Origin of the sequence: Clostridium sp. AF20-7, from assembly GCF_003479275.1 — a bacterium.
GTDB classification, from domain to species: domain Bacteria; phylum Bacillota; class Clostridia; order Lachnospirales; family Lachnospiraceae; genus Otoolea; species Otoolea fessa.
In genome coordinates, this window is the sequence record NZ_QUGF01000005.1 from 16950 (window position 1) to 41855 (window position 24906).

Genomic DNA, 24906 nt, shown 5'->3' on the forward strand with positions numbered 1-24906 from the left:
AGCAAGAGACAGAAAAAGGATGTGACAATCATGGCGCTTACCTATATACAAAAAACAGTTCATCCGACACCAATTACCCTTCATGAGTCAAACGGAGTGGCTTATTTTACCTTTCCGCTCTTAGAGCAGACCAGGATGGTGCGCCACGCATTTTCTACCCGGCTTGGCGGAGCGAGCAAGGGGTATTTCAGTACGATGAACTTTTCGCTGACGCGCGGCGACAACCGGGACGATGTGCTTGAAAATTACCGGAAAATGGCGCGGATTCTGGGAACGGATGTGTCAAAGATGGTGCTCAGCCATCAGACACACACGACGAATATCCGTCTTGTTACGGAAGCGGACGCTGGAAAAGGAATCTGGCGGGAACGCGATTATGAAAACATCGACGGGCTTATCACAAACGTGCCGGGGCTGACGCTGGTCACATTTTTTGCGGACTGTGTACCATTATATTTTGTAGATCCGGTGCATCATGCCATCGGACTGTCGCATTCCGGCTGGAAGGGAACCGTTCACCGGATGGGACAGAAAACGATCGAGGCGATGGGAGAGGCGTTCGGCACGAAGCCGGAGGATCTGTGCGTCTGCATCGGACCGAGCATCTGCCGGGACTGTTATGAGGTCAGTGAGGATGTGGCAGACGCATTTAAAGAAGAATTTGTAGCAGAAATCAGTCAGGATGATTCAACATCCTGTTATTCCTGGAATGGGAAATCGATTCTCATGAATAAGGGGAATGGCAAGTATCAGCTTGACCTCTGGGGCGCGAACCGCCGGGTGCTCCTGGATGCCGGAATTTTGCCGGAGCATCTGGCTGTGACGAATGTATGTACGAAATGCAATCCGGATCTTTTATATTCACACCGCGTGATGGGAGATAAGAGGGGGAATCTGGCGGCATTTTTATCGCTAAAGTAAGTATACAATCTGTCTGTCAAACAAGTGAATGAATGTTTTGCAGAAAAGAACAGCAGCATGATTGAAAATCGGTCGTTCAAGTCCGGTTTTGTCAATCATGCTGCTGCCGTTTTTTTCGCCGTTTCAGCGAAGATTCAGAAGAGCCCTACGATGCCTTATTTACCAGCCATCTTTTTTTCCTGTTCCTCAATCATCTTTTTGACCATATAGCCGCCGACGGAACCAGCCTGTGCGGAGGTCAGGTTACCATTGTAGCCCTCGCTTAACGGAACGCCAATCTCATTGGCAACCTCCATCTTAAAGCGGTTCATCGCTTCCTTGGCTTCCGGTACATTGGTTTTGTTCGTGTTGTTGGAACTAGACATAACAGACGCCTCCTTTTTTGCGTGTGCCCCTTCAAACTTTCGTTTGTCCGGGTGTCTCTTTTTGTTACATTCTCAGTATGCGGATCTTAAAAGTGAAATACACTAGAAGGTTTTGTGCGAATTGACATTTTGGGGCAAAACTCCCACAATGTAGGGAAAAAAGTTAGTATTGATCCGATTTTATGCTTGTATATCAGTAAAACTCATACTATAATAGAACAGATGTAGTGTTAAAAAATACGCAAACTGTTTGGTGAATTTTACGGTTGCAGTTCAAAATACATTAATATTTCTAGTAAGATGGAGAAAAATCCATGCGGGTAATAGCAGGAAGTGCCAGAAGGCTTACTTTAAAGACGATCGAGGGAATGGATACGAGACCGACGACGGACCGTATCAAAGAAACTCTTTTTAATATGATTCAGAATGATATCTATGGATGCACATTTCTAGATTTATTCAGCGGAAGCGGGGCGATCGGGATCGAAGCTTTAAGCCGCGGGGCGAAAGAAGCTGTTTTTGTGGAGAAGAATCCGAAAGCGGCGGACTGCATCCGTGACAATCTGAAAGCGGCCCGCCTGGCTGATAAGGCGACGCTGTTAAACTGTGATATTTCGGATGCATTGAAACGGATAGAAAACCGGAAGAGTGCGTTTGATTTCATTTTTATGGATCCTCCGTACAACCATCTCTGGGAGAAAGAAGTGCTTACTTATCTGGCGCATTCGTCCCTGGCAGATGAACATACGATGATCATCACAGAGGCATCGAAAGAGACCGGGTGCAGCTACCTTTCAGAACTGGGATACCATCTCGAAAAAGAGAAGATATATAAGACGAATAAACATCTGTTTATCCGAAAAGCTTGAATACCAAAGGAGAAAAAAAGATGAAAACAGCCATTTATCCGGGCAGCTTTGATCCGGTGACGCTCGGACATTTTGATATTATAAAGCGATCCTCCGAAATTTTTGATCAGGTCATCGTGGGAGTTTTGTGTAATAACGCAAAATCTCCGTTGTTTTCTGTCGAAGAACGTGTTAAGATGTTAGAGGAAGTGACAAAAGACATTCCTAACGTGGAGGTGCAGTCGTTTGACGGACTTCTGGTCGATTTCATGCGCCAGAATCACGCAAAGGTCATCGTGCGTGGTCTGCGTGCGATCACGGATTTCGAATATGAGCTGCAGCTCGCGCAGATGAACCGGGTGATTGCACCCGAAATAGATACCCTGTTTCTGACAACGAACCTTAAATACGCGTATTTAAGTTCCAGTATGGCAAAAGAGGTTGCGATGTACGGCGGAGACATTTCCGAATTTCTCGATCCGGTCATTGCAAAACAAGTACAGGAGAAATATCAGGCGCTTCAGGAAGACAGGGAATGTAAGTAAGGAGAAAAGCTATGAGCAGAATTGAACAGATCATCACAGAAATTGAAGATTATATCGACAGCTGCAAGTTTCAGCCGCTGTCCAACACGAAGATTTTAGTAAATAAAGAAGAGATTGAAGAACTGCTCGTGGAACTGCGTCTTCGCATTCCGGAGGAGATCAAGAAATATCAGAAGATCATCAGCAATCAGGATGCGATTCTGCAGGAGGCACGTTCCCAGGCAGACGCGATGGTAGCCGAGGCGACCGCCCAGACCAATGAGCTGGTTAATGAGCATGAGATCATGCAGCGTGCATATGCAGAAGCAAACAGCATTATTGAGCAGGCAAATGCACAGGCACAGCAGATCGTGGACAACGCTGTCACAGAGGCAAACAATATCCGCCAGGGTTCCGTTCAGTACACGGACGACATGCTCCGCAGCCTGCAGACCATCATCAAGCATTCGATGGAGGGCGCGCAGAGCCGTTTCGAGTCTTACATGAGTTCGATGCAGTCCAGCTACGATGTCGTATCTTCCAACCGCAATGAGCTGGCTGGCAGTGTCGTGACCGAGCCGGAGGAGAACACAGGCGCCGAGGCAGCAGCGGCCGCTACACAGGCGGCATCCGGCGAAGCAGCAGAATAAAGAGAACGAACGAGAGACTGGCGTGAACCAGTTTCCACAGTACATAATGCCGGATGGAAAGTCCGGCATTTTTTTCTCTGTCTTTTCGGCTGTCCCGTATGACTGAATTTGTCTGGGCGATCCCGGATAACCCGCCGAATGCAGCACATGCCGCCATCGCGCCGGATTGAACCGGGATACTGAATATGGCACCAGAACGGGCGATCGCATCGATGCCGGTTGTCATTTCAGCCGTCCCGATCAGAACCAGACGCAGCGTGCCGGAACAGAAGGCGTCGGCAAAGGCAGCGAGGATCGAATACAGCATGATCAAACCGCCGATGCGGACCTGCAGTTCGATGCAGTCCATCAGGATGGTGTCGAAGGAAGCGGGAACGGAGACGGATGTGGATTTTGTGCGGGCGGGCTTGACAGAGCCGGTTTCTTTCGAAAAAAATCGGTTTTGAAGGCTAAAAGAAGTTACTTTATTATAAATGCATAGGAGACTTCCAACCAATAAAAGCGGCGTATATAGTGCCAGAACCAGATAGTTTGACGGAACTGCCGGGTTCAGCCTAGGTGCAGCATATCCGGCGATAAACATGGGGCTTGGCGAAGCGCTGATGGCGGTCAGAAGCCGTTTTTCATGTGCCGAAAGCAGCGATTTCCGGTTAAAATCAGCGGCAGTTTTCATTCCCATCGGGTAACCGCAGAGCAGCCCGGCAAGCAGGGCATAGCCGCTGTAGACAGACATCCCAAGATGTTTCAAAACCGGGTGAAATGGCGCTAGAAGCAGCTGGACGCCGCCGTGTTCAGCTAAAAGCTTTGAGAAGAGCATAAAGGGAAATAACGTCGGAAAGACCGTATTGAACCATAAAAGAAGTCCTTTCTGTGCCCCATCCGCAGAGAGACGCGGATGTGAGAGCAGAAGCGCCAGGATAAGTGCTGGGAACAGGGCGGATACTATTTTTTTTATATATGGCATGGGAGCGCCTTTCTATCATTAAAAAGTAATATAAAGATAGATTATATATATGTAGACAGAAAATGGCTCATTCCTTTTGGAAGCCTGAAAACCGGCATACCGAACAAAGAAAGAACGAATGAGCGCGAAGAAAAAGTCTTTAGAATCACGATTATAAATGGATATACAGAGCAATAGACAAAAACAGGAGGAAAACGATTGGATTACCGAGAACTGCCGGAAGAATTTCTTGAAAAAATGAAACAATTTCTGGGGGAGGAATACCCGGAGTATCTGGCTTCGTATGAGGAAGAGCCGCGTTCAGGGCTGCGCGTCAACACGGGCAGGCTGACACCGGAACAGTTTTTAGAGATGGCACAGACGGCGGACTGGAATTTGAAACCAGTGCCGTGGACAAAGAACGGTTTTTATTATCAGGGCGAACGCCCATCCAGGCATCCGTGGTATTACGCGGGACTCTACTATTTGCAGGAACCGAGTGCGATGGCACCGGCGGCATGGCTGCCGATCAAGCCGGGTGACCGGGTTCTGGATTTGTGCGCGGCACCGGGCGGTAAAAGTACGGAACTGGCGGCGAAATTAGCCGGTACAGGTGTCCTGTTTTCCAATGATATCAGCAATTCGCGCGCAAAAGCGCTTCTTAAAAATCTGGAAATGTTCGGAGCGGGAAATATCTGTGTAACGAGCGAGGCACCGGAAAAAATGGCTGGCATCCTGCCGGAGTTTTTTGATAAGATTCTGGTCGATGCGCCGTGCTCCGGCGAAGGTATGTTCCGCCGCGATCCGTCGATGGTAAAGAGCTGGAACGAAAAAGGTCCCGATTATTATGCGCCGCTGCAGCGCCAGATTCTCGACTGTGCCGTGCAGATGCTTGCGCCGGGCGGGAAACTGGTTTATTCGACCTGTACCTTTGACAGGGACGAGGACGAGGGAACGATCGAGTATATTCTGGAGAAATATCCGCAGATGGCGGTCGTGCCGCAGAAACCGGAATATGGCTTTGAGGGAAGCCGTGGCATTGAGGGCTGTCTGAGATTGTTTCCGCACCGTCTGGAGGGCGAAGGACATTTTGTTGCGCTGTTGGAGAAGCGGACGGAGAAACCAGACGCAAATGTCAAGGATTTGGAAAATGCCGGTGAGAAAGCATTGAGCGATCCACTTTTGGTAGAGGAAATAGAAGCGCGGTTGTGCCGTGTGGCGGAAGACGGTAAGTCCAGACAGATGGCTTCCGGAAAAGCGAAAGGGAAAATGTTTGGAAAGGGAAAAAACGTGACGCAAAACCAGACCGCCGAGGATTTTTCCCCCCTGTTTGAGCTTCTGCGCCAGCTTCCGGTAAGAACCTGGAATCCGGAGCAATTCTACCGTGACGGCGAGCGCATCTATTACCTCCCGGCAGCGCTGGCAGGCGACAATACACGTTATTTTAAGCCGCTCCGCTGTCTGCGTACCGGACTTCTGCTCGGAGAACTGAAAAAAGGGCGGTTTGAACCATCCCAGGCGCTGGCAATGAACCTGCGGATGCAGGAATTTGTAAATTACTTAAATTTTAATGCCTCGGATGAGCGCACGATCCGCTATTTAAAGGGCGAGACATTGACAGCCGCAGAGGAAGAGGCAGCAGATGGTCTTGTACTAATCTGTGTGGATGGATTTCCGCTTGGCTGGGCGCAGAAACGGGGCGGTCAGCTTAAAAATAAATACAATCCCGGATGGAGGTGGCAGTGATGGGACAGGGTAAAAGTATACGTTTAGACCGTTTCCTGGCAGAGATGAAGCAGGGAACGCGCAGTCAGGTAAAAGAGATGATCCGCAAAGGGCGGGTTCTGGTCGATGGAACCGTCTGCCGCGAGTCTGACCGGAAAATATTCCCGGACGAAACCCGGGTTACACTGGATGGACAGCCGGTTGGCTGGGCAGACACGGAATATTATATGTTAAATAAACCGCAGGGCGTCGTTTCCGCAACGGAAGACGGGCGCTATCAGACTGTCATTGACCTTATTGATGAAGCAAAGCGAAAAGACCTCTTCCCGGTCGGACGCCTCGATATTGATACGGAAGGACTGCTTCTCATCACAAACGACGGTGCGCTGGCGCATGAGCTTCTGGCACCGAAAAAACACGTGGATAAGGTCTATTTTGCACGCGTAAAGGGAACACTGAAAGAAGGAATCGAAGCGCGCTTTCAGGCAGGACTGACGCTGAAGGATGGCACACCGGTACGGCCGGCAGAGCTTGTGATCGAGAAAAAATGGAACGACGCAGGAGAAGACCTCTGCGAGGCGCGCCTGACCATCCATGAAGGAAAATTTCATCAGGTAAAGCGGATGTTTGAGGCAGAGGGCGGCGAAGTCATTTACCTGAAACGCCTTTCGATGGGACCGCTTGCCCTGGATGAGGCACTGGCGACGGGAGAGTACCGGGCGCTGACGGAAGATGAAATTAGAGCGTTAAAAGAAAGAATGCTAACCTCACAAAATTGTGTATCGAATGACGAAAATTTGTCAGACACCCAAAATAACACACCTCCTGAAATCAACTGGAACACAGTAGACGCCGTCCTCTTCGATCTCGACGGCACCCTGGTCGATTCCATGTGGATGTGGAAAGCGATCGATGTGGAATTTTTAAAGCGTTACGGCTATGACTGTCCGGAAGATCTTGAGAAGGTGATCGAGGGCATGAGCTTTTCCGAGACAGCAATCTATTTTAAAGATCGCTTCCAGCTGCCGATGACCCTGGATGAGATCAAGGCCATCTGGATTGAAATGTCGATCGATAAATACCGCCATGAGGTACCGCTGAAATCAGGTGTTGCGGAATTTCTTTCATTTTTAAAGAAAAAAGGAATCCGCATGGGAATTGCAACGAGCAATGCACAGGATATGGTAGCAGCCGTGCTGGATTCTCTGGATATCCGTTCCTATTTCGGTGTGGTGGCAACTGCCTGTGAGGTGGCAGCAGGAAAACCGGCGCCGGATATCTATCTGAAAGTAGCGGCGGATCTGGGCGTACAGCCGGAAAAATGTCTGGTATTTGAGGACGTCCCGGCGGGGATTCTGGCTGGAAAACGGGCTGGTATGCGCGTTGGCGCGGTCGAGGACGTATTTTCACTTTCCATGACCGAAGAAAAGAAAGAATTAGCTGATTTTTATATCCGGGACTACCGGGAACTGATACAGGGGGCAAGATAAAATGATACATGATTTTTTACCGATCTGCCGGGCGGATATGGACAAGCGCGGCTGGGAGAGCTGCGATTTTGTCTACGTGTGCGGGGATGCGTATGTCGATCATCCGTCATTCGGCCACGCGATCATCAGCCGTATGCTCGAAGCGCACGGCTATAAAGTAGGCATCATCGCCCAGCCGGACTGGAAGAATCAGGAATCCATTCAGATTCTGGGCGAACCGCGTCTCGGATGGCTTGTGAGCGCCGGAAATATGGACTCGATGGTAAACCATTATTCGGTTTCGAAAAAGCGCCGCGCAAAGGATTCCTACACACCGGGCGGCGAGATGGGAAAACGTCCGGATTATGCGACGATCGTCTATTCCAACCTGATCCGCACCTGGTCGAAAAAGCCGATCATTCTCGGCGGTATCGAAGCCAGCCTGCGGCGTCTGGCACATTATGATTACTGGTCCGGAAAAATGAAACGCTCCATTCTGCTGGATTCCCAGGCAGATCTGATTTCCTACGGAATGGGCGAGCGCTCGATCGTGGAGATCGCGGATGCACTGGCCAGCGGCATCGAGGCAAAGGATATCACCTTCATCGAGGGAACTGTTTATAAGGCGGAAAACCTGGATTCTGTTTACGACGAAATCCGTCTGCCGTCTTACCGCGAGGTTTCCTCCGATAAAAAGACGTATGCGGAGAGCTTTTACACCCAGTACAGCAACACCGATCCATTTTCGGGAAAACGCCTCGTTGAGCCGTACAGCGACCGCCTTTATGTGGTCCAGAATCCGGCGGCGAAACCACTGACCCAGGAAGAGATGGACGATGTCTACGCACTTCCATACATGAGAACCTGGCATCCGTGTTACGATGCAGCGGGTGGTATTCCAGCGATCACGGAAGTAAAATTCAGCCTGATCAGCAACCGCGGATGCTTCGGCGGATGCAGCTTCTGTGCGCTGACCTTCCATCAGGGACGCATCGTGCAGACCCGCAGCCATGAATCAATTATTCAGGAAGCAGAACTTTTGACCCAGGAACCGGATTTCAAGGGCTACATCCACGATGTCGGCGGTCCGACCGCAAACTTCCGTCACCCGGCATGCGAAAAACAGATGACCTACGGTGCCTGTCCGCACAAACAGTGCCTGTTCCCGCAGCCGTGCAAAAACATGAATGCCGATCACAGCGACTATATTTCCCTGTTAAAGAAGCTGCGGGCGATTCCAAAGGTAAAAAAAGTTTTCATCCGTTCGGGTATCCGTTTCGATTATCTGCTGGCGGAGAAAAACCGGGCATTCTTGCGGGAGCTTTGTCAGTACCATGTCAGCGGACAGCTCAAGGTAGCGCCGGAACATATATCGGATAATGTATTAAAACGGATGGGAAAACCGGAGAATAAGGTCTACCGCCAGTTCATGAAGGAATATGCAGCGATGAATGACTCGCTGGGAATGAAGCAGTACCTCGTTCCGTACCTGATGTCCTCCCATCCGGGTTCCACGCTCAAGGAGGCGATCGAACTGGCAGAATATCTGCGCGACCTCGGCTACATGCCGGAGCAGGTGCAGGATTTCTATCCGACGCCATCCACACTGTCTACGTGTATGTATTACACGGGATATGATCCGCGCACGATGGAAAAAGTGTACGTGCCGACCAACCCGCATGAGAAAGCGATGCAGCGTGCGCTGATCCAGTACCGCAATCCGAAAAACTATGATCTGGTGCTGGAAGCACTCCGTCTGGCAGGCAGAACGGATCTGATCGGTTTTGATAAGAAATGCCTGATCCGTCCGCGGCAGATCAAAGGACGCGATTTCGCGGCTGACGGATATAAAGGGGCGCATCATGGCAGCCAGACGACAAAGCCGGCTGCTGCCAATCGTGCAAAAGACGCCAAAAGACCGGCTGTGGGCGGTATGACCGGGCACAAACAGACCGGCGTAAATGGAAATGGACGAAATGCGGTGGGATTTGGCGGCGCTGCAGGTGGAAAGAGCAGCGGAAGCGGAAAGAAAAAAACCATCCGGAACGTGCACAAGAAGAAATAAAACGTATGTACGCTCGGAATGAAGGAACGACTCCGAGCGTACATACTTGAGACGGGAGGAATTTCTCATGAAAATTGCGATAATTACAGGTGCCTCTTCCGGCATGGGGCGCGAGGCAGCCAGACAGCTGGCGGATCGCTTTTCGGGACTTCAGGAAGTCTGGCTGATTGCCCGCCGGATGGACCGGATGCAGGAGCTGGAACGGACGCTGCCGATCCCGGCGCGGTGTTTCGCCATCGATCTGACGGATGCATCCCAGCGGGAGGCGCTGGAAAACGAGCTGGCGGCGCGCAAGCCCAACGTAAAGCTTTTGGTAAATGCTTCCGGCTTTGGTAAAATCGGAACGGTTGGGAACCTGCCGCTTGACGATGAAACGGGAATGGTAGAGCTCAACTGCAAGGCGCTGTGCGCGGTCACGCATATGGTGCTTCCCTATATGAGCGAAAACAGCCGGATTCTCCAGTTCGCGTCAGCAGCCTCCTTTCTGCCGCAGCCGGGATTTGCCATCTATGCGGCAACCAAGGCATTTGTCTTAAGCTACAGCCGCGCCCTGCGGGAAGAACTCCGCCCGCGTAGAATCGGTGTGACGGCGGTCTGCCCCGGACCGGTCAAAACCGAGTTTTTCGACATTGCCGAGACAACCGGGGAGATTCCTCTTTATAAGCGTCTGGTGATGGCAGATCCGCACAAAGTTGTAAAACTTGCCATCCGCGACTGTATGGCGGGAAAAAGCGTGTCGGTTTACGGCGTATGGATGAAGGCATTCTTTGTGCTCTGCAAGGTAGTGCCGCATGAATGGATTCTGCGCGCGATGCAGGCGTTAAACCATTAAATCAGACAAAAAGCTAGTATCATTCAATAAAAACATGATAGAAAGGATTTTTACACCGTGAAAAAGATAAAAAAAGGCGATTATGGCTACCGCAATCATTTCAAGCGGAAACAGCTTTTTATCATCGCACTTCTGGCATTATTTATCATCGCACAGCTAGTTGGGCGGTCTTTTACAGACAATGATTCCGTCAAAAAAATTCTGACGGTCATGGCGATCGTCACGGTACTTCCGGCGGCGAATCTCGCTTCCCCGCTGATTGCCATTTTCAAATACCATACGCCGGAGCAGGCGTTTCATGAGGCATATATGCCGTATGAGGAAAAATTTGAAGTTCTCTATGATCTGGTTCTGACGACACCGGAAGATGTGATTCCGTCCGATGTGACCGTCGTTCACCCGACCGGCATCTATGTGTACTGCATTAATCCAAAGCTGAATGTAAAGCGCGCGGAGGCAGGTTTAAATGAACTGTTAAAGGCTAACAAACTGGATCCGAACCTGAAAATCGTGACCTCACGCAGCACCTTTGACAAGCGGATTCACAGCCTGAAACCGGCGTCAGAGTATGAGGACGATGGAACTGTAGAGTACGGTGTGCGCGTAATAAAAGGATTATCGATGTAAAAAAGGGAGGCGGCAGCCATGCGGATGCTGACAGTATCTAAAAATGAGGCGGGGCAGCGCCTGGACAAGCTGCTGGCAAAATATCTGAATCTGGCGGGAAAAAGCTTCATTTATAAAATGATGCGGAAGAAAAATATTACCCTGAACGGAAAAAAATGCGACGGTTCCGAACATCTGACCGAGGGCGATGAGATCAAGCTGTTTCTGGCAGAGGAGACGATCGAGAAATTTTCGGAAGTGAAGATTCAGAAGGTTCAAAAGAAAAAGCTCGATATCGTCTATGAGGACGAACATATTTTACTGATCAATAAGCCATCTGGAATGCTGTCCCAGAAAGCGAAAGAGACGGATGAATCGCTGGTCGAATACCTGATCGACTATCTGCTGGATTCCGGCAAATTAAAGAAAGAGGACCTGGCGTGCTTCCGTCCGTCCGTCTGCAACCGCCTCGACCGCAACACAAGCGGCATCGTGGCAGCTGGACGTTCCCTGCCGGGACTGCAGATCATGTCCGAGGTCATCAAGGATCGGAGTCTGGGAAAATATTATGTCTGCGTCGTGCGGGGAATCGTAAAAGGCGAAGCCCGGATCGAGGGATGGCTGACGAAAAATGAAAAGACGAATCAGGTGTCGATCCGAAAAGAGGAGACCCCTGGAAGTCTGCCGATCCGGACTGCATACAGACCGCTGGTATCTGGAAATGGATATACCCTTCTGGAGGTTCATCTGATCACCGGACGATCCCACCAGATCCGCGCCCACCTGGCTTCCATCGGACACCCGATCGCCGGGGATCCAAAGTACGGCGATCCCCGGGTCAATGAGGAAGTGAAGAAACGCTTCGGCGTCCGTTCGCAGATGCTTCATGCGTGGCGGCTGGTAATGCCGGAAACGATCTCCGAGCCGCTTTCATATCTGGCGGGCAAAGAATTTACCGCGCCTATGCCGGCGGAGATGAAGCAGATGGAAACGATGATGAAATCAGCTCCAAAACGCCCAGCCAGTCATCGCCCGTAAATTTTAAATTGTGGGAAAAACTAAAAAATGAGTGGAGGAGCAACAACATGGGGACATGGAACAGCCGGGGACTTCGTGGTTCAACCCTGGAGGATATGATAAACCACACAAATGATCTTTACCGAGAGAAAAAGCTGGCATTGATCCAGAAAATCCCGACGCCGATCACGCCCGTCTCGATCGATAAAAGCAGCCGCCATATCACGCTGGCGTATTTCGATCAGAAGAGTACCGTCGATTACATCGGCGCGATTCAGGGCGTCCCGGTCTGCTTTGATGCGAAAGAATGCGCGGCAGATACATTTCCACTGCAGAACGTCCATCCGCATCAGGTCGCATTTATGCGGGAATTTGAAGAGCAGGGCGGGATTGCTTTCTTAATTATATATTTTTCACAGAGGGATGAACTTTACTACCTGCCATTTTTCCATCTGGACGCATACTGGGAGCGGATGCAGCAGGGCGGACGAAAGAGTTTTACATATGAGGAAATGGATAAAACGTGGCGCATCAAAAGCCACCGGGATATATTAGTCCATTATCTGGAACCGCTGAGCCGGGATTTAGGAGAAAGAGAGGATGATTTTTCATGACAACAGCCGTAGAACGTTTTTTGAAATATGTATCATATGATACGCAGTCAGACGAGGCATATGACACCTGCCCGAGCACAAAAAAACAGCTTCTGTTAGCCAATGAGCTGAAACGCGAGCTGGAAGAAATGGGTGCATCCGATGTGCGGATGAGCAAGTACGGATACTTGTTTGCACGCATTCCGGATAATACTGACAGTACCTCTGCACCGCAAGAAGCGGAAGCTTCTTTTAGCACTGCGTCTGCTCACGGTGCATCCGACGTTGGGCAGAAAGCTACCATCCCGGCACTTGGCTTCATTTCCCACATGGACACCGCGCCGTCCTTAACCGGAACAAACGTAAAGCCGCGCATCGTCCAGGCATATGACGGCAAAGATATCGTATTAAATGCAGAAAAACAAATTGTCATGAAAGTTTCAGAATTTCCGTTTTTAGCCGACTTAAAAGGTCAGGAGCTGATCGTAACCGATGGAACCACGCTTCTGGGCGCCGACGATAAGGCAGGCGTGGCGGAGATCATGACGATGGCAGAATATTTCCTGAGCCACCCGGAGATCCCGCACGGCGAGATCTGCATTGGATTTACGCCGGACGAAGAGATCGGACGCGGCGCGGATCGTTTCGATGTGAAAGACTTCGGTGCAGCGGTTGCTTATACGGTAGACGGCGGTCCGATCGGCGAGATCGAATATGAAAATTTCAACGCCGCTTCCGGCAAAGTCCGGATTCAGGGAGCCAGCATCCATCCGGGAGATGCGAAGCTCAAGATGAAAAATGCCATTCTCATCGGCATGGAATTTCAGAGCCTGCTGCCGGTCTTTGAAAATCCGATGTACACAGAAGGTTATGAGGGATTCTATCACCTGGATGAAATGAGCGGAAATGTAGAAGAGGCGCAGTTAAATTACATCATCCGCGATCACGACCATGAAAAATTTGAACAGAAAAAGAAATTTTTCGCCGAAGCCGCCGATTTCCTGAACCGCAAATACGGTAAGGGCACCGTGATCGCCGAAGTAACGGACAGCTACTACAACATGAAAGAAAAAATTGAGCCGTGCATGTACCTGATCGATACCGCCAAAGAGGCGATGGCAGCCTGCGGCATCGAGCCGGAGGTCGTTCCGATCCGCGGCGGCACCGACGGCGCCCGCCTCTCCTACATGGGGCTCCCGTGCCCGAATCTCTGCACCGGCGGATATAACTATCATGGAAAATATGAATTTATTCCGGTGGCGTCATTGGAGAAGACGTCCAGGGTTCTAGTGGAGATTGGGAAAAAGTTTGCTGTCATAAGAAGCAGTGTAGAGTGATTATGAAATAAAGACAATCCTTTAAACAGGCAAATTGCCCTTATATAATAGTGCAAATTGCCTGTTTACTTTCATGAACTGGTAAGTCAATATTAATTTTTCTGTTAAATGGAATCCATTTCATTATTTCTATTATAAAATTTATTATGGAAACAGGATGAGCTTCATACTGGATATTTTATATTTTTTAGACTTCTATGGAATCGGATATTTTTGTGCTAAAAAGCTAACGAAAAAAACGGATACAATTCCGCTTGATTTTTCGCTCTCAAACAAAGCATTTCTGTTTGGTCTGGGTGGTGCGTTTGCTGGGGTGTGTTTGAATCTATTTTTTAATCGGAATTTTCATGTAAACTTTTTCAGATGGCAGTCGTTTATGATTTGTTTTGGTGGATTCACTCTCATGTACCTTATTACCAGTCATACCAGTAAAAATAGAAGCGTCAGCGCAAATGAAACATTGTCACAAAAAGCGTTATCCAATATGCAGCCTATAAACAATGTATCCGCAGCAGAGGAAACGGAGCAGCCACTAACCAGAGCAGCGACAGAAATACCCATCAACCTGGAACATTTTTTTGTTGCAGACATTGATAACGAACTAGATTATGTTTTTTTAGATGAAATTTTATATCAATCATTTAATGGAACTGGCTTAAAGATAGTTGCTATTTTCCCCTTCCCCCGCTACCAGGTTTAAAATCTCCAAGTGTATACAAATATGTTTATGCATAATATGGTTTTGAAAAATATTTCCTTATTTTTGCACAAATATATAGAATCGCTTTTAGCTATATTGTATGTATCATTTCACATACAGGAAATACACCCGTTATATGTTTGTGCGTATTTACAGAATAAATAGTTGCAAAATTCGTACTTGCATATCCGAACCAGATGTGTTACATTTGACTCATCAAGCATATATATTTCTTTATCTGCAATTCAAGCAATCTTATATTCTAATTATTAATCTGAGAAATCTTATGCTTATCCAAATTGGCAATACGAAAGAGCAGGGGATTCTCAGAAAAGCCAGATTCTCCTGTCAGAAAGGGGAGAATTATGGGGAATTTAATGAGGGTGCGGAGAAATCACAAGGACACGCTGTTCCGGATGCTGTTCAGCACAAGGGAGAATCTGCTGAGTCTGTACAATGCAGTGAATCATTCGCATTATACAGATCCGAAAGAATTGGAGATTGTGACGCTGAAAAATGCTGTATATATGAATATGAAAAACGATCAGGCATTTTTGCTGGATATGCAGTTAAACTTATATGAACATCAATCGACATGGAATCCGAATATGCCACTGCGTTTTCTGTTCTATGTGGCAAAAGAGTACCAGATGCTGGTCCGGAACCAGACCTTGTACGCATCGGCATTGGTGGAATTGCCGACACCGCATTTTGTAGTATTCTACAATGGAGAAAAAGAGCGGGAGGCGGAGGGTCTGCTTAAATTGTCACATTCGTTCATGCAGAAGACAGAACATCCTGAGCTGGAATTGCTTGTGAAGGTTTTAAATATCAATCTGGATAAAAATCTGGAGATCCTGGGAACCTGCCGGTTGTTGAAAGAGTATATGCTGTTGGTTCATAAAATACGGCGGTATGCGATTGAATACAAAGATATCAATCAGGCAGCTGAAAAGGCTGTGACGGAATGTATTGATGAAAATATATTGGCAGAGTTTCTGAGGAAGAATCGAGCGGAGGCGATAGAGGTGTGTATTTTTGAGTATGACGAGAAGAGGGAAACGGAATTGATACGGAAGGCGGAGTTTGCAGAAGGGGAGAAGGTTGGTGAGGCTAAAATACTTTTAAACCTGATTGAAAAAGGCATACTAACAAAGGAACAAGCCCTTGAACAATTTGGTGGTACTTATGAGGACTTGGAAAAAGCAGCTTTATCCGTAACACTGGTTTAAAATTTTCTCCTAAATTCAAGAAAAAACCGTTGACAGATCCATATTCCGATGCTAGAATATCTAAGTATGCCGCACAGCGAGGCTAAAAGTGCGTAAGCCGCCATAGCTGGCGAGTAATGATAATAGGAGGTGCCATCAGATGTACGCGATTATTGCAACAGGTGGTAAGCAGTATAAGGTTGCCGAGGGCGATGTAATCAAAGTTGAGAGACTCGGTGCTGCTGCAGGTGAAGCTGTTACTTTCGATCAGGTTCTGGCTGTTAACAACGGTGAGATGAAGATCGGATGCCCGACCGTTGAGGGTGCTACTGTATCCGCAACAGTTGTTAAAGAAGGCAAAGGCAAAAAAGTTATCGTTTACAAGTATAAGAGAAAAACTGGCTACCATAAGAAAAATGGTCACAGACAGCTCTTTACAGAAGTTAAGATCGAAAAGATCAACGCTTAATTGAAATGATTCAAGTAGACGTATACTCCGATTCCAAAGGATGTACCACGGGAGTGGAAGTAAAGGGACATGCTGGATATGATGAGTACGGCAAAGATATTGTCTGTGCGGCTGTATCCGTTCTGACTGTCAATATGGCTAATTCGGTGGAGAAATTTACCGATGACAGTTTTAAGGGCAGTGTGGATGAAAAGACAGGTCAGTTTATTTTTCATTTTACCGGTACTGTAAGTGCGGAATCAAAACTCCTGATGGATTCGCTGATACTTGGACTTACCGATATCGCGGAGAGTTATGGAGATAAATACATTAAAATTCGATTCAGGGAGGTGTAACGCATGTTTAAAATGAACCTTCAGTTATTCGCTCATAAAAAAGGTGTTGGTTCCACAAAGAACGGTCGTGATTCTGAGTCCAAGAGACTTGGTGCGAAGAGAGCAGACGGACAGTTCGTATTAGCTGGCAACATTCTTTACAGACAGCGCGGAACCAAGATTCATCCAGGTGTGAACGTAGGACGCGGTGGAGATGATACATTATTCGCTATGGTTGACGGCGTCGTAAAGTTTGAAAGAAAGGGCAGAGACAAAAAGCAGGTTTCTGTTTACCCGAGAACAATTAACGAATAATTATAAAGAAGCTCCATACGGATTGTATGGAGCTTTTTTCAGATCAGAAGGAGGTATTTATGTTTGCCGACAGTGCAAAAATTTATATCAGATCCGGAAAAGGCGGCGACGGTCATGTCAGCTTCCGCCGGGAACTTTTCGTAGCTGCTGGCGGTCCGGACGGCGGCGATGGCGGTCGCGGCGGCGATGTCATTTTTGAAGTGGACGACGGACTGAATACCCTGACCGATTTCCGTCATGTCCGCAAATATGTGGCTGGCGACGGAGAGCAGGGCGGAAAGCGCCGCTGTCACGGAGCAGACGGCGAGGATCTGATTGTCAAGGTTCCGGAAGGAACCGTTATCAAGGATTTTGAATCCGGTAAGGTAATCGCGGATATGTCCGGCGAGAACCGCCGAGAAGTGATTTTAAAAGGTGGCAAGGGCGGTCTTGGAAATATGCACTTTGCGACCTCGACGATGCAGGTTCCGAAGTATGCACAGCCGGGACAGCCGGCACAGGAACTCTGGATACAGCTGGAATTAAAGGTAATCGCAGATGTTGGTCTGGTTGGTTTCCCGAACGTCGGTAAATCGACCTTGCTTTCACGCGTTTCCAATGCACGTCCGAAGATTGCCAATTATCATTTCACGACGCTGAACCCGCATCTTGGCGTGGTTGATCTGCAGGATGGACAAGGCTTTGTCATGGCAGATATTCCGGGGCTCATCGAGGGTGCTTCCCAGGGAATCGGTCTGGGACATGATTTCCTGCGCCATATCGAGAGAACCAAGGTTCTCGTTCATGTTGTGGATGCGGCATCCGTCGAGGGACGTGATCCGGTTGAAGATATCCGTACCATCAATGCGGAGTTAAAAGCATATAATCCGTCGCTTTTAGAGCGTCCGCAGGTGATTGCTGCCAACAAGGTAGATTCGATTTACAATACCGGCGAAGAGGACTGGGAAGACCCGGTAGAGCGCTTAAAACGCGAATTTGAGCCGGAAGGCATCCAGGTATTTGCCATTTCTGCAGTTACCGGACAGGGTGTAAAAGAGCTCCTTTACCATGTAAATGATCTGCTGAAAACGGTTGACCGCAAGCCAGTTATTTTCGAAAAAGAATTTGAGTACCAGTATCAGGGCGAGAATCTTCCGTATACCGTGGAACGCAATGAAGATGGTATTTATGTGGTAGAAGGACCGAAGATCGAGAAGATGCTTGGTTACACAAACCTTGATTCTGAGAAGGGCTTCCAGTTCTTCCAGAAATTCTTAAAGGACAGCGGTATTCTGGCTGAGCTGGAAGAGGCTGGCATCGAAGAGGGCGATACAGTTCGTATGTATGGTCTTGAATTTGATTACTATAAATAATTGACATTTACGTAACTGTTCAGTACCTTCACAGTCACGCGCAAAAATCCATTAAAAATTGCCTACGGCAATGGGATTTTTGCCTGCTGGTCCATGTTTTCGTACGGTCAGCGCAGTAAATGCGCAGACCTACTGAATAGTTACACATTTACAATATTTTAAACTCAGAAATCCACACTGGATCTGAGTTTGAATTTTAACAGGAGATAGATTTTATGACAAGCAAACAGAGAGCTTATTTAAAAGGTCTCGCGATGACCATGGATCCGATCTTCCAGATCGGCAAATCCAGCCTGACACCGGAATTGACCGCTGCTGTGGCAGAGGCGCTGGAGGCTCGCGAGTTAATTAAACTGAATATTCTGAAGAACTGCGTCGATGACGGCAATGAGCTGGCAGCCGTTCTGGCCGAGCGTACCCACGCACAGGTAGTACAGGTAATCGGCAAGAAAATTGTTCTTTATAAAGAGGCAAAGGACGAGAAAAAACGTAAGATCGTTCTGCCAAAATAAAGGGGCTGCATTCTGCGAATGAATCTCTGACAGAAAGGATACGGATGACGATGAAAAAGATCGGTATTATGGGGGGAACATTTGACCCGATCCATAATGGACATATCATGTTGGGAAGACAGGCGTATGAAGAATATGATCTTGACTGCATCTGGTATATGCCCTCCAGGATCCCGCCGCATAAAAAGGATCATACGATCACAGCGGCAAAGGACCGTTTGGCAATGACTGCAGCTGCGATCGCGCCGTATCCTTATTTTAAGCTGTCTGATTTTGAACTTCGCAGAATCGGCGGAAATACCTACACAGCAGACACGCTTCGCTTATTGAAAGAAGAATATCCGGATGTTGAATTTTTCTTTATCGCGGGCGCAGACTCAATTATGGACATTGAAAAATGGTATCATCCCGAATATGTTCTTCCAGCCGTCACATTTTTGGCGGCAGCAAGAGAGCATGAGGAGGCGGATCGTTCGCTGGATGAGCAGATTTCCTATTTAAACCAGAAATATCAGGCGCATATTCTGCGTCTTCACTGCCGTGAAATGGATGTCGCTTCGGCGGAGATCCGCGCGGCTTTCCGGGCAGGACACGCAGCAGACGTTCGTTCCCTGGTGCCGAAGGAAGTCTGTCAATATATCGAACAGCACGGCTTGTATCAGGAGGTAAATGTGTAATGGACGAAAGAATTACAGAGATACGGAAGCATTTGAAAAAGAAATTGAACCCGATGCGCTATGAACATACGCTGGGTGTTTCATACACATGCATGGCTCTGGCAATGCGTTACAGTGCCAATCTGGATCAGGCGGAGATGGCTGGACTTCTCCACGACTGTGCAAAGCGCTATGATGATGCGACTATCATCTGCAAATGCCAGGAGCACGGCATTGAACTGACTGAAGGCGAACTGCGGGCTCCGGCTGTGATTCATGCAAAATTAGGCGCATGGATGGCAGAACACAAGTATGGTATTACCGATCCAGAGGTCTTATCTGCAATCGCCTGCCATACGACCGGAAAACCGGCGATGTCCCTGTTAGACAAGATCCTGTACGTAGCCGATTACATCGAACCGCGCCGTGATAAGGCGCCAAATCTGCCGAAGCTCCGCCGTCTTGCATTTGAAGATCTGGACGAAGCGCTGTATCAGATTCTGGACAGCACTCGCAATTATTTAAAGGAAACGGGCACGGCAGAGGATGATACAACCGAACAGACCTGGGAATACTATCATGAACGTCATGTTCATCAATAGACACATTAACAGGATTTAAATAAAATAATGAGGAGGATAATCCCCGTGGAAGCAAAAGAGCTGACCAAACTTGCCGTAAAGGCGCTGGAAGATAAAAAAGGCGAAGATATTCGCGTCATTGATATTCATGGAGTATCTGTACTGGCTGATTACTTTGTCATCGCAGACGGAAGCAACGCCAGCCAGGTAAAGGCAATGGCAGATAATGTAGAGGAAGAACTCGGCAAAGCCGGTCATGAGTGCCGTCAGATCGAGGGCTATCAGACTGCCGGATGGATCCTGATGGATTACGGCGATCTGATCGTACACATTTTCTCCCGCGATGACAGACTGTTTTATGATCTGGAGCGCATCTGGAGAGACGGAAAAGTAGTTGAGAATGTGGAGGAATTGTAATAGATTTTTGTTTCATTCCTTTTATATCACGAACAGAAAGGGAAAAACCTGCAAATGGTTTTTCCCTTTTATCGCGAATAAGAGAGAAAAACTTGAAATCTGTGTTTTCCCATCTATCGCGAACAAGGCTGATAAAGTGTTTTCCTTTCAACTCAAAACTTACTTTTTAAAAGCGCTCCATTTTGTAAATTTCAAAAATAGTGAAATAAAACGAGTTACAAGGTTGGAATACGCTAATTGCAACGAACGCAATTTGTTTATTGAGAAGTGTTGTATCAAAGCAATAAGTATATATATTGATATTTTTTTAAAAGATCATATAATAGTGGTAGGAAAAACCCTACATTCCCTACTGCTATAGTATGATTGGTACTGGTGGGTCTGTCCTTTCCGTGGTAGAATATTTACGTTATCAAGAAACACGGTCCTGAATCATGGAGGTGCAAAGTATGGAACCAATGTATTTGTCAATCCAGCCGGAAGAGACAGGGGAACGCATAAGAAGACTGCTTTTGGAACAAGGGTATACGATTCGGGAAATCCAGGGAGCTTTCGGGTTTGAAAATCCGCAGGCCATTTACAAATGGCTGTCCGGTAAATCGTTACCCAGCATCGACAACTTCATTATTTTAAGTAGATTATTGCATACTACGATTGAAGATATCCTCGTCATTGACGGGGATATTCCTCGTTTATGGGGAATTTTAAACCGATGGTTGAATGACATCCGTTGCCGTATGATTTACAATCGGATCAGAAACAAATGATAGCGGAGAGGACGGTGAAACATGGAATCGGAACATAAATTTATGTTAAATGATATTCTGCGAAAGAAACGGAAACGTAAGATGCGCAAACCGGAATGTCCTGTTTTTCTTACTTACGGACCGATTCACGTTTTCCCCTTGGAATGGATAAAACGTTGGAAAGAAGATATCATCTGCATCTGTCAGAGATTGCGTTACGGATACTGCTACCGTGATGCCTGGGCGATTGACCAGTGGTTTCTTGTTATCATCCCCAACATGCTCAACGATCTACGTATCAACGGTCATGGATATCCGGGATCTTTCACAGGAACCGAAGAAGAGAATGTGCGGAAATGGAACCGGATCCTAGAACATATGGAATTTCTATTTCGGGAGGCAAACGAGGAAACCTGTCACCGGAAAAATCCATATGAAGAAGCATATGATCAGGCAAGAGAGGCTTTCACCCGGAAATACGGGATGTTTGGTGAAAAGCTGAAAACCGAAGAAGAAAAAGAGCAGGAAAAAGATAAAGGTTATTACTGTGTGCATACCATGTCCGATGTGCCGGAATACAAGGAAATATTGGACCAATGGTTTGCAGCGGAGAAGGAACTGGCAGCATACCGAGATCGGTGTATGAAAGAAGGAATGAAGCTTTTTACCAGATATCTCTGGGATCTGTGGGACTGAGATCATTTTTATTTATATTGATAAGAACATTGTGGGAGGCGAAAATCATGCAGAAAATTACATCGGCTTATGCAAATAAGATGCTGAGAAGCCTAGAAGAAGACAAGGCATTCTGGGTAAACAAGGAATCGACATCCAGTACTTACGTGGCTGCGGTCAACGAGGAACCAGTCGTTCCGGAATATGATTACATGACTGTTGCGAATACGATTGATGAGATTGACAGGAAGATCCTTACTATCAAGCACACATTGAATCTGACCAATGCCACCGCAAAAGTGCAGGTCGGCGCTCAGGAAATGAGCATTGACGGCATCCTGATCCGGATGGCGCAGCTCAACAAGAGAAAGACGGTGCTTGACGATATGCGCAAGAGACTTCCAAAAACGCGAGTCTATGGCAACTCCTTCGGTTCTTCTGGTTCGGCACCGGAGTATAAGTATATCAACTACGATCCGGAACTGATCCGGCAGGAATATGACCGCATCTCCAATACGATCATGGAAATGCAGATTGCACTGGATCGTTATAATCAGACGGTGCTGTTTGAGGTGGATATCTAAGTAGAATTTCCGTACAGGGCATACTTCTAACAAAAAATTACGAGTGGTTACGGTTCATTGTCATCGCTTATCGGTTATTTGTTATCGGGTTATGTGTTTCGGTTCATGGAGACGGCTTTGGAAAAGCATATCATGCAGATTTTCAAATCACCCTGTAAAAAACCTGTGAGGGATCACGGTGCCAAGGTACGGTTTTCAGGCACAACGGCTGCGGAAGCAATTCCGTAGCCATTTTTCATGGTAAGAAGGATTTCGGTCTGAAAGAGTTCAAAACCTAACTCAAAACTTACTTTTTAAAATCGCTCCATTTTGGAAATTTCAAAAATAGTGTACTGAAGTGGGTTATAAACACGGAATGGATTGGGTCACAAGAATTCCAAAACCGGAATTATGATAAAGCGCTTTATGATTTCAGGCAGGAACGTCTGAGCGAAAATTTGACTCAAAACGTTATCCGCAGAAACCGCTAATTGGAAATTCGAATTCGATGATGATATAGTTGGGCAGAAAAAATCGAAAGGAGATCAGACTATGGGAAGACTTTACAAAATCAACCAGCCGTGTCCCAAGTGCCATGAGGAACATAATTGGTGGCATATTCAGCTGACGGATGAGGAACAGGCGAAGATGGATGCGTATGTGGCAGCCAGTGAGGGAAAATCATCCTTGGAGTTACTTCTGGGCGAGCCGGGAATTGTTGTTATGCGAAAGCTTAAGTGTTGTTGCTGCGGTCACGTATTTGAAGTGAAACAGTACATTATTCAAGGGTATATCAGCATATGAAGCATAAAACAGCTTGTTTCTAATAGTAAATTCCAGTTTTGAAGAACTTTGCAAAACTAACGTCCATAAAAATCATGATATTTTGATTTGCCAGAATTTACTTTTGCAAGTGATTAGCTAAATCAGAACTTAAACTTGCAAACTGGAAGCTCGGATTCCAATTCAGCTCTCCTAGAAAGATCCCTTCGATTTTTCGGGGGATCTTTTTGTGACATAGAAAACCTCATCCTATGGTGAAAAAACAAAACAAAAAACAGAAAAACAAAGAAAAAGAAAGATTAGTACTTGCTTTTCCTATAAAAGGTGCTTATAATGTATGTAAATAAATCAGCTGCTAGTTAGTAGCAAAACTAATAAATACATATAAGAGGAGAAGAAGAGATGAGAAAAAAACTTGCAGTAATGATGGCTGCTATGGCCGCAACCGCGATGGTAGGGGGCTGTGGTGCAAAGGATGCAGCACCGACCGGCGCAGAGACCAAACCGGCTGAGACTTCTGCTGCTCAGGAGACAGAAGCAGCTCAGGAAGAAACCAAAGAGGCTGATGCCCATGAGGCAGAATACCTGGCAGAGTTTTTCGATGTACAGATCAAAGAAGATCCGGACAGTGCTGCTTTTTCCGCTGACCTGAAAAAGGTAGCAGGAGATGAGGCACCGGCTGTCGAGGGGGACATGACCTGGTTTTCTGCTGTGAAAGCTGCTGTGGCTGCTGCTGATTATGAAGAGCTTGCTCTTAGCTATCCGGAAGATAAGATTAAAGATCGTCTTGAACAATATGGGGTAAAGATGGATGAGACGAATGAATATGCCAGATACGTTGCTGCTGCTCTGGATACCAGCCTCATCACTTCCGAAACTGCGAAAAAAGTCGTTGCAGAAGATGCCTTTACAGCTGAGGATGAAATCAGTCTTCTGATGGCAATTGCCAATGCAAATGGAGACGCAAGAAACTACCTTGGCATGTCAAATGATCCAGACATTTACGCGAAACTGGACCAGGCATGGAATTCCTTTATCTTATTTGATGACAGCAAACTGGCAGAGATCGGAAAAGAAGCTGTACAGAACAAGGTAACCACCGGATATGGATTAAAATCTGCTGCATACAGTGCCCGCTTTTTACCGGAACTGACCTTACAGTACGGTCATTCTGATATCAAACATGTACATCAGCTGATGGGGCTCCTGAACAGCGAGAATATCACAGCAAAGGTTCAGCTTGAGCCGAAGATTAGTATTTACCAGTATCTGCCGGAGTGGGGTCCGATCCCGGAGGCTACTCCAACCTACGAAGTAAAAGAATATGAAGATCTTGCACTGGTATATGCAGTAGAATATGACCTTGAGCTTGAGTTCGACAATCTTGAGGATATGAATCGTTTTGACGAAGTAATCAAGACGTACGCAAAGAAAAATGAAGGAAATGAAGAAGCAAAGGGCCTGATCTATGCATCCTGGTGGCAGCCGCTTTATTCTTCAACCAGAACAGATATGCCGGAGACTGATTATCATCAGATCTATGATTGCGTAATCACGAACGATACGTATTCCATTCATCCATTTACCTTACCGGAAGATAAAGATGAGGTTGTTGAAAAACTGACGGAAATCTCCGACGGCCTGGAAGTTGTACCGGTTGAACGCTTCTGCAATACCGCTTTCTATAATTACCTGGAAGGTGAGGACTATCAATAAT

The 24906-nt window shown here is 47.2% G+C and carries 29 protein-coding genes; 27 read left to right on the top strand and 2 right to left on the bottom strand.

Annotated features, from left to right (window positions below; translation table 11 throughout):
• Nucleotides 1-30: 30 nt before the first annotated feature.
• Nucleotides 31-921 (top strand): peptidoglycan editing factor PgeF, encoded by an 891-nt coding sequence (gene pgeF / locus DWX68_RS05900; RefSeq protein WP_118628826.1) that lies wholly within the window; start codon nt 31-33, stop codon nt 919-921.
• A 155-nt stretch (nt 922-1076) separates the two neighbouring features.
• Here pgeF and DWX68_RS05905 read toward each other — a convergent pair whose 3' ends face one another.
• Complete coding sequence (locus tag DWX68_RS05905; RefSeq protein ID WP_022358773.1) at nt 1077-1286, bottom strand: alpha/beta-type small acid-soluble spore protein; 210 nt, start codon at nt 1284-1286, stop codon at nt 1077-1079.
• Nucleotides 1287-1600: 314 nt separating this feature from the next.
• Between DWX68_RS05905 and rsmD the strand changes: the two genes are divergently transcribed.
• From rsmD to DWX68_RS05920, 3 genes are read left to right on the top strand one after another with little or no spacing between them, the layout of a single operon-like run.
• Complete coding sequence (rsmD, locus tag DWX68_RS05910; protein ID WP_022358774.1) at nt 1601-2155, top strand: 16S rRNA (guanine(966)-N(2))-methyltransferase RsmD; 555 nt, start codon at nt 1601-1603, stop codon at nt 2153-2155.
• Nucleotides 2156-2175: 20 nt separating this feature from the next.
• Complete coding sequence (coaD, locus tag DWX68_RS05915; protein WP_022358775.1) at nt 2176-2679, top strand: pantetheine-phosphate adenylyltransferase; 504 nt, start codon at nt 2176-2178, stop codon at nt 2677-2679.
• Between the two features lie 11 nt (nt 2680-2690).
• Nucleotides 2691-3308, top strand: coding sequence for a hypothetical protein (locus DWX68_RS05920; protein WP_022358776.1), 618 nt, complete (start codon nt 2691-2693; stop codon nt 3306-3308).
• Here DWX68_RS05920 and DWX68_RS05925 read toward each other — a convergent pair.
• Nucleotides 3274-4272: a nucleoside recognition protein gene (locus tag DWX68_RS05925; protein WP_243027586.1), complete on the bottom strand. Its 999-nt coding sequence runs from the start codon at nt 4270-4272 to the stop codon at nt 3274-3276. The genes DWX68_RS05920 and DWX68_RS05925 overlap by 35 nt on opposite strands.
• Nucleotides 4273-4470: 198 nt before the next feature.
• Here DWX68_RS05925 and DWX68_RS05930 point away from each other — a divergent pair, with 198 nt between their 5' ends.
• From DWX68_RS05930 to DWX68_RS06045, 23 genes are all read left to right on the top strand, one after another.
• Complete coding sequence (locus tag DWX68_RS05930; protein ID WP_118628827.1) at nt 4471-5997, top strand: RsmB/NOP family class I SAM-dependent RNA methyltransferase; 1527 nt, start codon at nt 4471-4473, stop codon at nt 5995-5997.
• Complete coding sequence (locus DWX68_RS15090; RefSeq protein WP_118628828.1) at nt 5997-7466, top strand: pseudouridine synthase; 1470 nt, start codon at nt 5997-5999, stop codon at nt 7464-7466. Before DWX68_RS05930 ends, DWX68_RS15090 begins: the two co-directional genes overlap by 1 nt.
• Before the next feature lies 1 nt (nt 7467).
• Nucleotides 7468-9510, top strand: a complete 2043-nt coding sequence (locus tag DWX68_RS05940; protein ID WP_118628829.1) for a YgiQ family radical SAM protein — start codon at nt 7468-7470, stop codon at nt 9508-9510.
• 67 nt (nt 9511-9577) lie between these two features.
• Nucleotides 9578-10342, top strand: coding sequence for an SDR family NAD(P)-dependent oxidoreductase (locus tag DWX68_RS05945; protein WP_118628830.1), 765 nt, complete (start codon nt 9578-9580; stop codon nt 10340-10342).
• A gap of 57 nt (nt 10343-10399) precedes the next feature.
• The gene (locus tag DWX68_RS05950) at nt 10400-10969 is read left to right on the top strand and encodes a hypothetical protein (protein ID WP_022358597.1); all 570 of its coding nucleotides are present in this window, start codon (nt 10400-10402) and stop codon (nt 10967-10969) included.
• Between the two features lie 18 nt (nt 10970-10987).
• A complete protein-coding gene (locus DWX68_RS05955; RefSeq protein WP_117795433.1) occupies nt 10988-11986 on the top strand; it encodes an RluA family pseudouridine synthase in 999 nt (332 codons plus the stop codon).
• Between the two features lie 47 nt (nt 11987-12033).
• Nucleotides 12034-12579, top strand: coding sequence for a Holliday junction resolvase RecU (locus DWX68_RS05960; RefSeq protein ID WP_117795431.1), 546 nt, complete (start codon nt 12034-12036; stop codon nt 12577-12579).
• Nucleotides 12576-13895, top strand: coding sequence for a peptidase T (pepT, locus tag DWX68_RS05965; protein ID WP_118628831.1), 1320 nt, complete (start codon nt 12576-12578; stop codon nt 13893-13895). Before DWX68_RS05960 ends, pepT begins: the two co-directional genes overlap by 4 nt.
• Before the next feature lie 157 nt (nt 13896-14052).
• The gene (locus tag DWX68_RS05970; RefSeq protein WP_118472360.1) at nt 14053-14595 is read left to right on the top strand and encodes a hypothetical protein; all 543 of its coding nucleotides are present in this window, start codon (nt 14053-14055) and stop codon (nt 14593-14595) included.
• Between the two features lie 365 nt (nt 14596-14960).
• Nucleotides 14961-15827, top strand: coding sequence for a transposase (locus tag DWX68_RS05975; RefSeq protein WP_118472359.1), 867 nt, complete (start codon nt 14961-14963; stop codon nt 15825-15827).
• 139 nt (nt 15828-15966) lie between these two features.
• Nucleotides 15967-16275, top strand: coding sequence for a 50S ribosomal protein L21 (gene rplU / locus DWX68_RS05980; protein ID WP_106999905.1), 309 nt, complete (start codon nt 15967-15969; stop codon nt 16273-16275).
• Nucleotides 16276-16280: 5 nt separating this feature from the next.
• Complete coding sequence (locus tag DWX68_RS05985; protein ID WP_118472358.1) at nt 16281-16610, top strand: ribosomal-processing cysteine protease Prp; 330 nt, start codon at nt 16281-16283, stop codon at nt 16608-16610.
• A 3-nt stretch (nt 16611-16613) separates the two neighbouring features.
• Nucleotides 16614-16904 carry a 50S ribosomal protein L27 gene (gene rpmA / locus DWX68_RS05990; RefSeq protein ID WP_022359433.1) on the top strand — a complete coding sequence of 97 codons (291 nt, stop codon included), beginning with the start codon at nt 16614-16616 and terminating at the stop codon, nt 16902-16904.
• A 59-nt stretch (nt 16905-16963) separates the two neighbouring features.
• Nucleotides 16964-18256 carry a GTPase ObgE gene (gene obgE, locus DWX68_RS05995; protein WP_118522482.1) on the top strand — a complete coding sequence of 431 codons (1293 nt, stop codon included), beginning with the start codon at nt 16964-16966 and terminating at the stop codon, nt 18254-18256.
• Nucleotides 18257-18471: 215 nt separating this feature from the next.
• Nucleotides 18472-18768, top strand: a complete 297-nt coding sequence (yhbY, locus tag DWX68_RS06000) for a ribosome assembly RNA-binding protein YhbY (RefSeq protein WP_022359431.1) — start codon at nt 18472-18474, stop codon at nt 18766-18768.
• Between the two features lie 50 nt (nt 18769-18818).
• A complete protein-coding gene (gene nadD, locus DWX68_RS06005) occupies nt 18819-19445 on the top strand; it encodes a nicotinate-nucleotide adenylyltransferase (protein WP_107000399.1) in 627 nt (208 codons plus the stop codon).
• Complete coding sequence (yqeK, locus tag DWX68_RS06010; protein WP_022359429.1) at nt 19445-20026, top strand: bis(5'-nucleosyl)-tetraphosphatase (symmetrical) YqeK; 582 nt, start codon at nt 19445-19447, stop codon at nt 20024-20026. Before nadD ends, yqeK begins: the two co-directional genes overlap by 1 nt.
• Before the next feature lie 27 nt (nt 20027-20053).
• Nucleotides 20054-20422: a ribosome silencing factor gene (gene rsfS / locus DWX68_RS06015; protein WP_106999903.1), complete on the top strand. Its 369-nt coding sequence runs from the start codon at nt 20054-20056 to the stop codon at nt 20420-20422.
• Nucleotides 20423-20871: 449 nt separating this feature from the next.
• Complete coding sequence (locus DWX68_RS06025; RefSeq protein WP_106999901.1) at nt 20872-21189, top strand: helix-turn-helix transcriptional regulator; 318 nt, start codon at nt 20872-20874, stop codon at nt 21187-21189.
• A 21-nt stretch (nt 21190-21210) separates the two neighbouring features.
• The gene (locus DWX68_RS06030) at nt 21211-21864 is read left to right on the top strand and encodes a hypothetical protein (RefSeq protein ID WP_118628832.1); all 654 of its coding nucleotides are present in this window, start codon (nt 21211-21213) and stop codon (nt 21862-21864) included.
• Between the two features lie 47 nt (nt 21865-21911).
• Entirely contained in the window at nt 21912-22427 is a 516-nt protein-coding gene (locus tag DWX68_RS06035; RefSeq protein WP_106999899.1) for a hypothetical protein, read from the top strand.
• Nucleotides 22428-22958: 531 nt separating this feature from the next.
• Nucleotides 22959-23210, top strand: a complete 252-nt coding sequence (locus DWX68_RS06040; protein WP_117795419.1) for a hypothetical protein — start codon at nt 22959-22961, stop codon at nt 23208-23210.
• Nucleotides 23211-23591: 381 nt separating this feature from the next.
• Nucleotides 23592-24905 (top strand): hypothetical protein, encoded by a 1314-nt coding sequence (locus tag DWX68_RS06045; protein WP_117795417.1) that lies wholly within the window; start codon nt 23592-23594, stop codon nt 24903-24905.
• Nucleotide 24906 lies beyond the last annotated feature (1 nt).

What these genes read in the sequence shown, in the direction of transcription:
- pgeF (WP_118628826.1), top strand. Translation starts at nt 31, where the DNA reads ATGGCGCTTACCTATATACAAAAAACAGTTCATCCGACACCAATTACC.
- DWX68_RS05905 (WP_022358773.1), bottom strand. Translation starts at nt 1,286, where the DNA reads ATGTCTAGTTCCAACAACACGAACAAAACCAATGTACCGGAAGCCAAG.
- rsmD (WP_022358774.1), top strand. Translation starts at nt 1,601, where the DNA reads ATGCGGGTAATAGCAGGAAGTGCCAGAAGGCTTACTTTAAAGACGATC.
- coaD (WP_022358775.1), top strand. Translation starts at nt 2,176, where the DNA reads ATGAAAACAGCCATTTATCCGGGCAGCTTTGATCCGGTGACGCTCGGA.
- DWX68_RS05920 (WP_022358776.1), top strand. Translation starts at nt 2,691, where the DNA reads ATGAGCAGAATTGAACAGATCATCACAGAAATTGAAGATTATATCGAC.
- DWX68_RS05925 (WP_243027586.1), bottom strand. Translation starts at nt 4,272, where the DNA reads ATGCCATATATAAAAAAAATAGTATCCGCCCTGTTCCCAGCACTTATC.
- DWX68_RS15090 (WP_118628828.1), top strand. Translation starts at nt 5,997, where the DNA reads ATGGGACAGGGTAAAAGTATACGTTTAGACCGTTTCCTGGCAGAGATG.
- DWX68_RS05940 (WP_118628829.1), top strand. Translation starts at nt 7,468, where the DNA reads ATGATACATGATTTTTTACCGATCTGCCGGGCGGATATGGACAAGCGC.
- DWX68_RS05945 (WP_118628830.1), top strand. Translation starts at nt 9,578, where the DNA reads ATGAAAATTGCGATAATTACAGGTGCCTCTTCCGGCATGGGGCGCGAG.
- DWX68_RS05955 (WP_117795433.1), top strand. Translation starts at nt 10,988, where the DNA reads ATGCGGATGCTGACAGTATCTAAAAATGAGGCGGGGCAGCGCCTGGAC.
- DWX68_RS05960 (WP_117795431.1), top strand. Translation starts at nt 12,034, where the DNA reads ATGGGGACATGGAACAGCCGGGGACTTCGTGGTTCAACCCTGGAGGAT.
- pepT (WP_118628831.1), top strand. Translation starts at nt 12,576, where the DNA reads ATGACAACAGCCGTAGAACGTTTTTTGAAATATGTATCATATGATACG.
- DWX68_RS05970 (WP_118472360.1), top strand. Translation starts at nt 14,053, where the DNA reads ATGAGCTTCATACTGGATATTTTATATTTTTTAGACTTCTATGGAATC.
- DWX68_RS05975 (WP_118472359.1), top strand. Translation starts at nt 14,961, where the DNA reads ATGGGGAATTTAATGAGGGTGCGGAGAAATCACAAGGACACGCTGTTC.
- rplU (WP_106999905.1), top strand. Translation starts at nt 15,967, where the DNA reads ATGTACGCGATTATTGCAACAGGTGGTAAGCAGTATAAGGTTGCCGAG.
- DWX68_RS05985 (WP_118472358.1), top strand. Translation starts at nt 16,281, where the DNA reads ATGATTCAAGTAGACGTATACTCCGATTCCAAAGGATGTACCACGGGA.
- rpmA (WP_022359433.1), top strand. Translation starts at nt 16,614, where the DNA reads ATGTTTAAAATGAACCTTCAGTTATTCGCTCATAAAAAAGGTGTTGGT.
- obgE (WP_118522482.1), top strand. Translation starts at nt 16,964, where the DNA reads ATGTTTGCCGACAGTGCAAAAATTTATATCAGATCCGGAAAAGGCGGC.
- yhbY (WP_022359431.1), top strand. Translation starts at nt 18,472, where the DNA reads ATGACAAGCAAACAGAGAGCTTATTTAAAAGGTCTCGCGATGACCATG.
- nadD (WP_107000399.1), top strand. Translation starts at nt 18,819, where the DNA reads ATGAAAAAGATCGGTATTATGGGGGGAACATTTGACCCGATCCATAAT.
- yqeK (WP_022359429.1), top strand. Translation starts at nt 19,445, where the DNA reads ATGGACGAAAGAATTACAGAGATACGGAAGCATTTGAAAAAGAAATTG.
- rsfS (WP_106999903.1), top strand. Translation starts at nt 20,054, where the DNA reads ATGAGGAGGATAATCCCCGTGGAAGCAAAAGAGCTGACCAAACTTGCC.
- DWX68_RS06025 (WP_106999901.1), top strand. Translation starts at nt 20,872, where the DNA reads ATGGAACCAATGTATTTGTCAATCCAGCCGGAAGAGACAGGGGAACGC.
- DWX68_RS06030 (WP_118628832.1), top strand. Translation starts at nt 21,211, where the DNA reads ATGGAATCGGAACATAAATTTATGTTAAATGATATTCTGCGAAAGAAA.
- DWX68_RS06035 (WP_106999899.1), top strand. Translation starts at nt 21,912, where the DNA reads ATGCAGAAAATTACATCGGCTTATGCAAATAAGATGCTGAGAAGCCTA.
- DWX68_RS06040 (WP_117795419.1), top strand. Translation starts at nt 22,959, where the DNA reads ATGGGAAGACTTTACAAAATCAACCAGCCGTGTCCCAAGTGCCATGAG.
- DWX68_RS06045 (WP_117795417.1), top strand. Translation starts at nt 23,592, where the DNA reads ATGAGAAAAAAACTTGCAGTAATGATGGCTGCTATGGCCGCAACCGCG.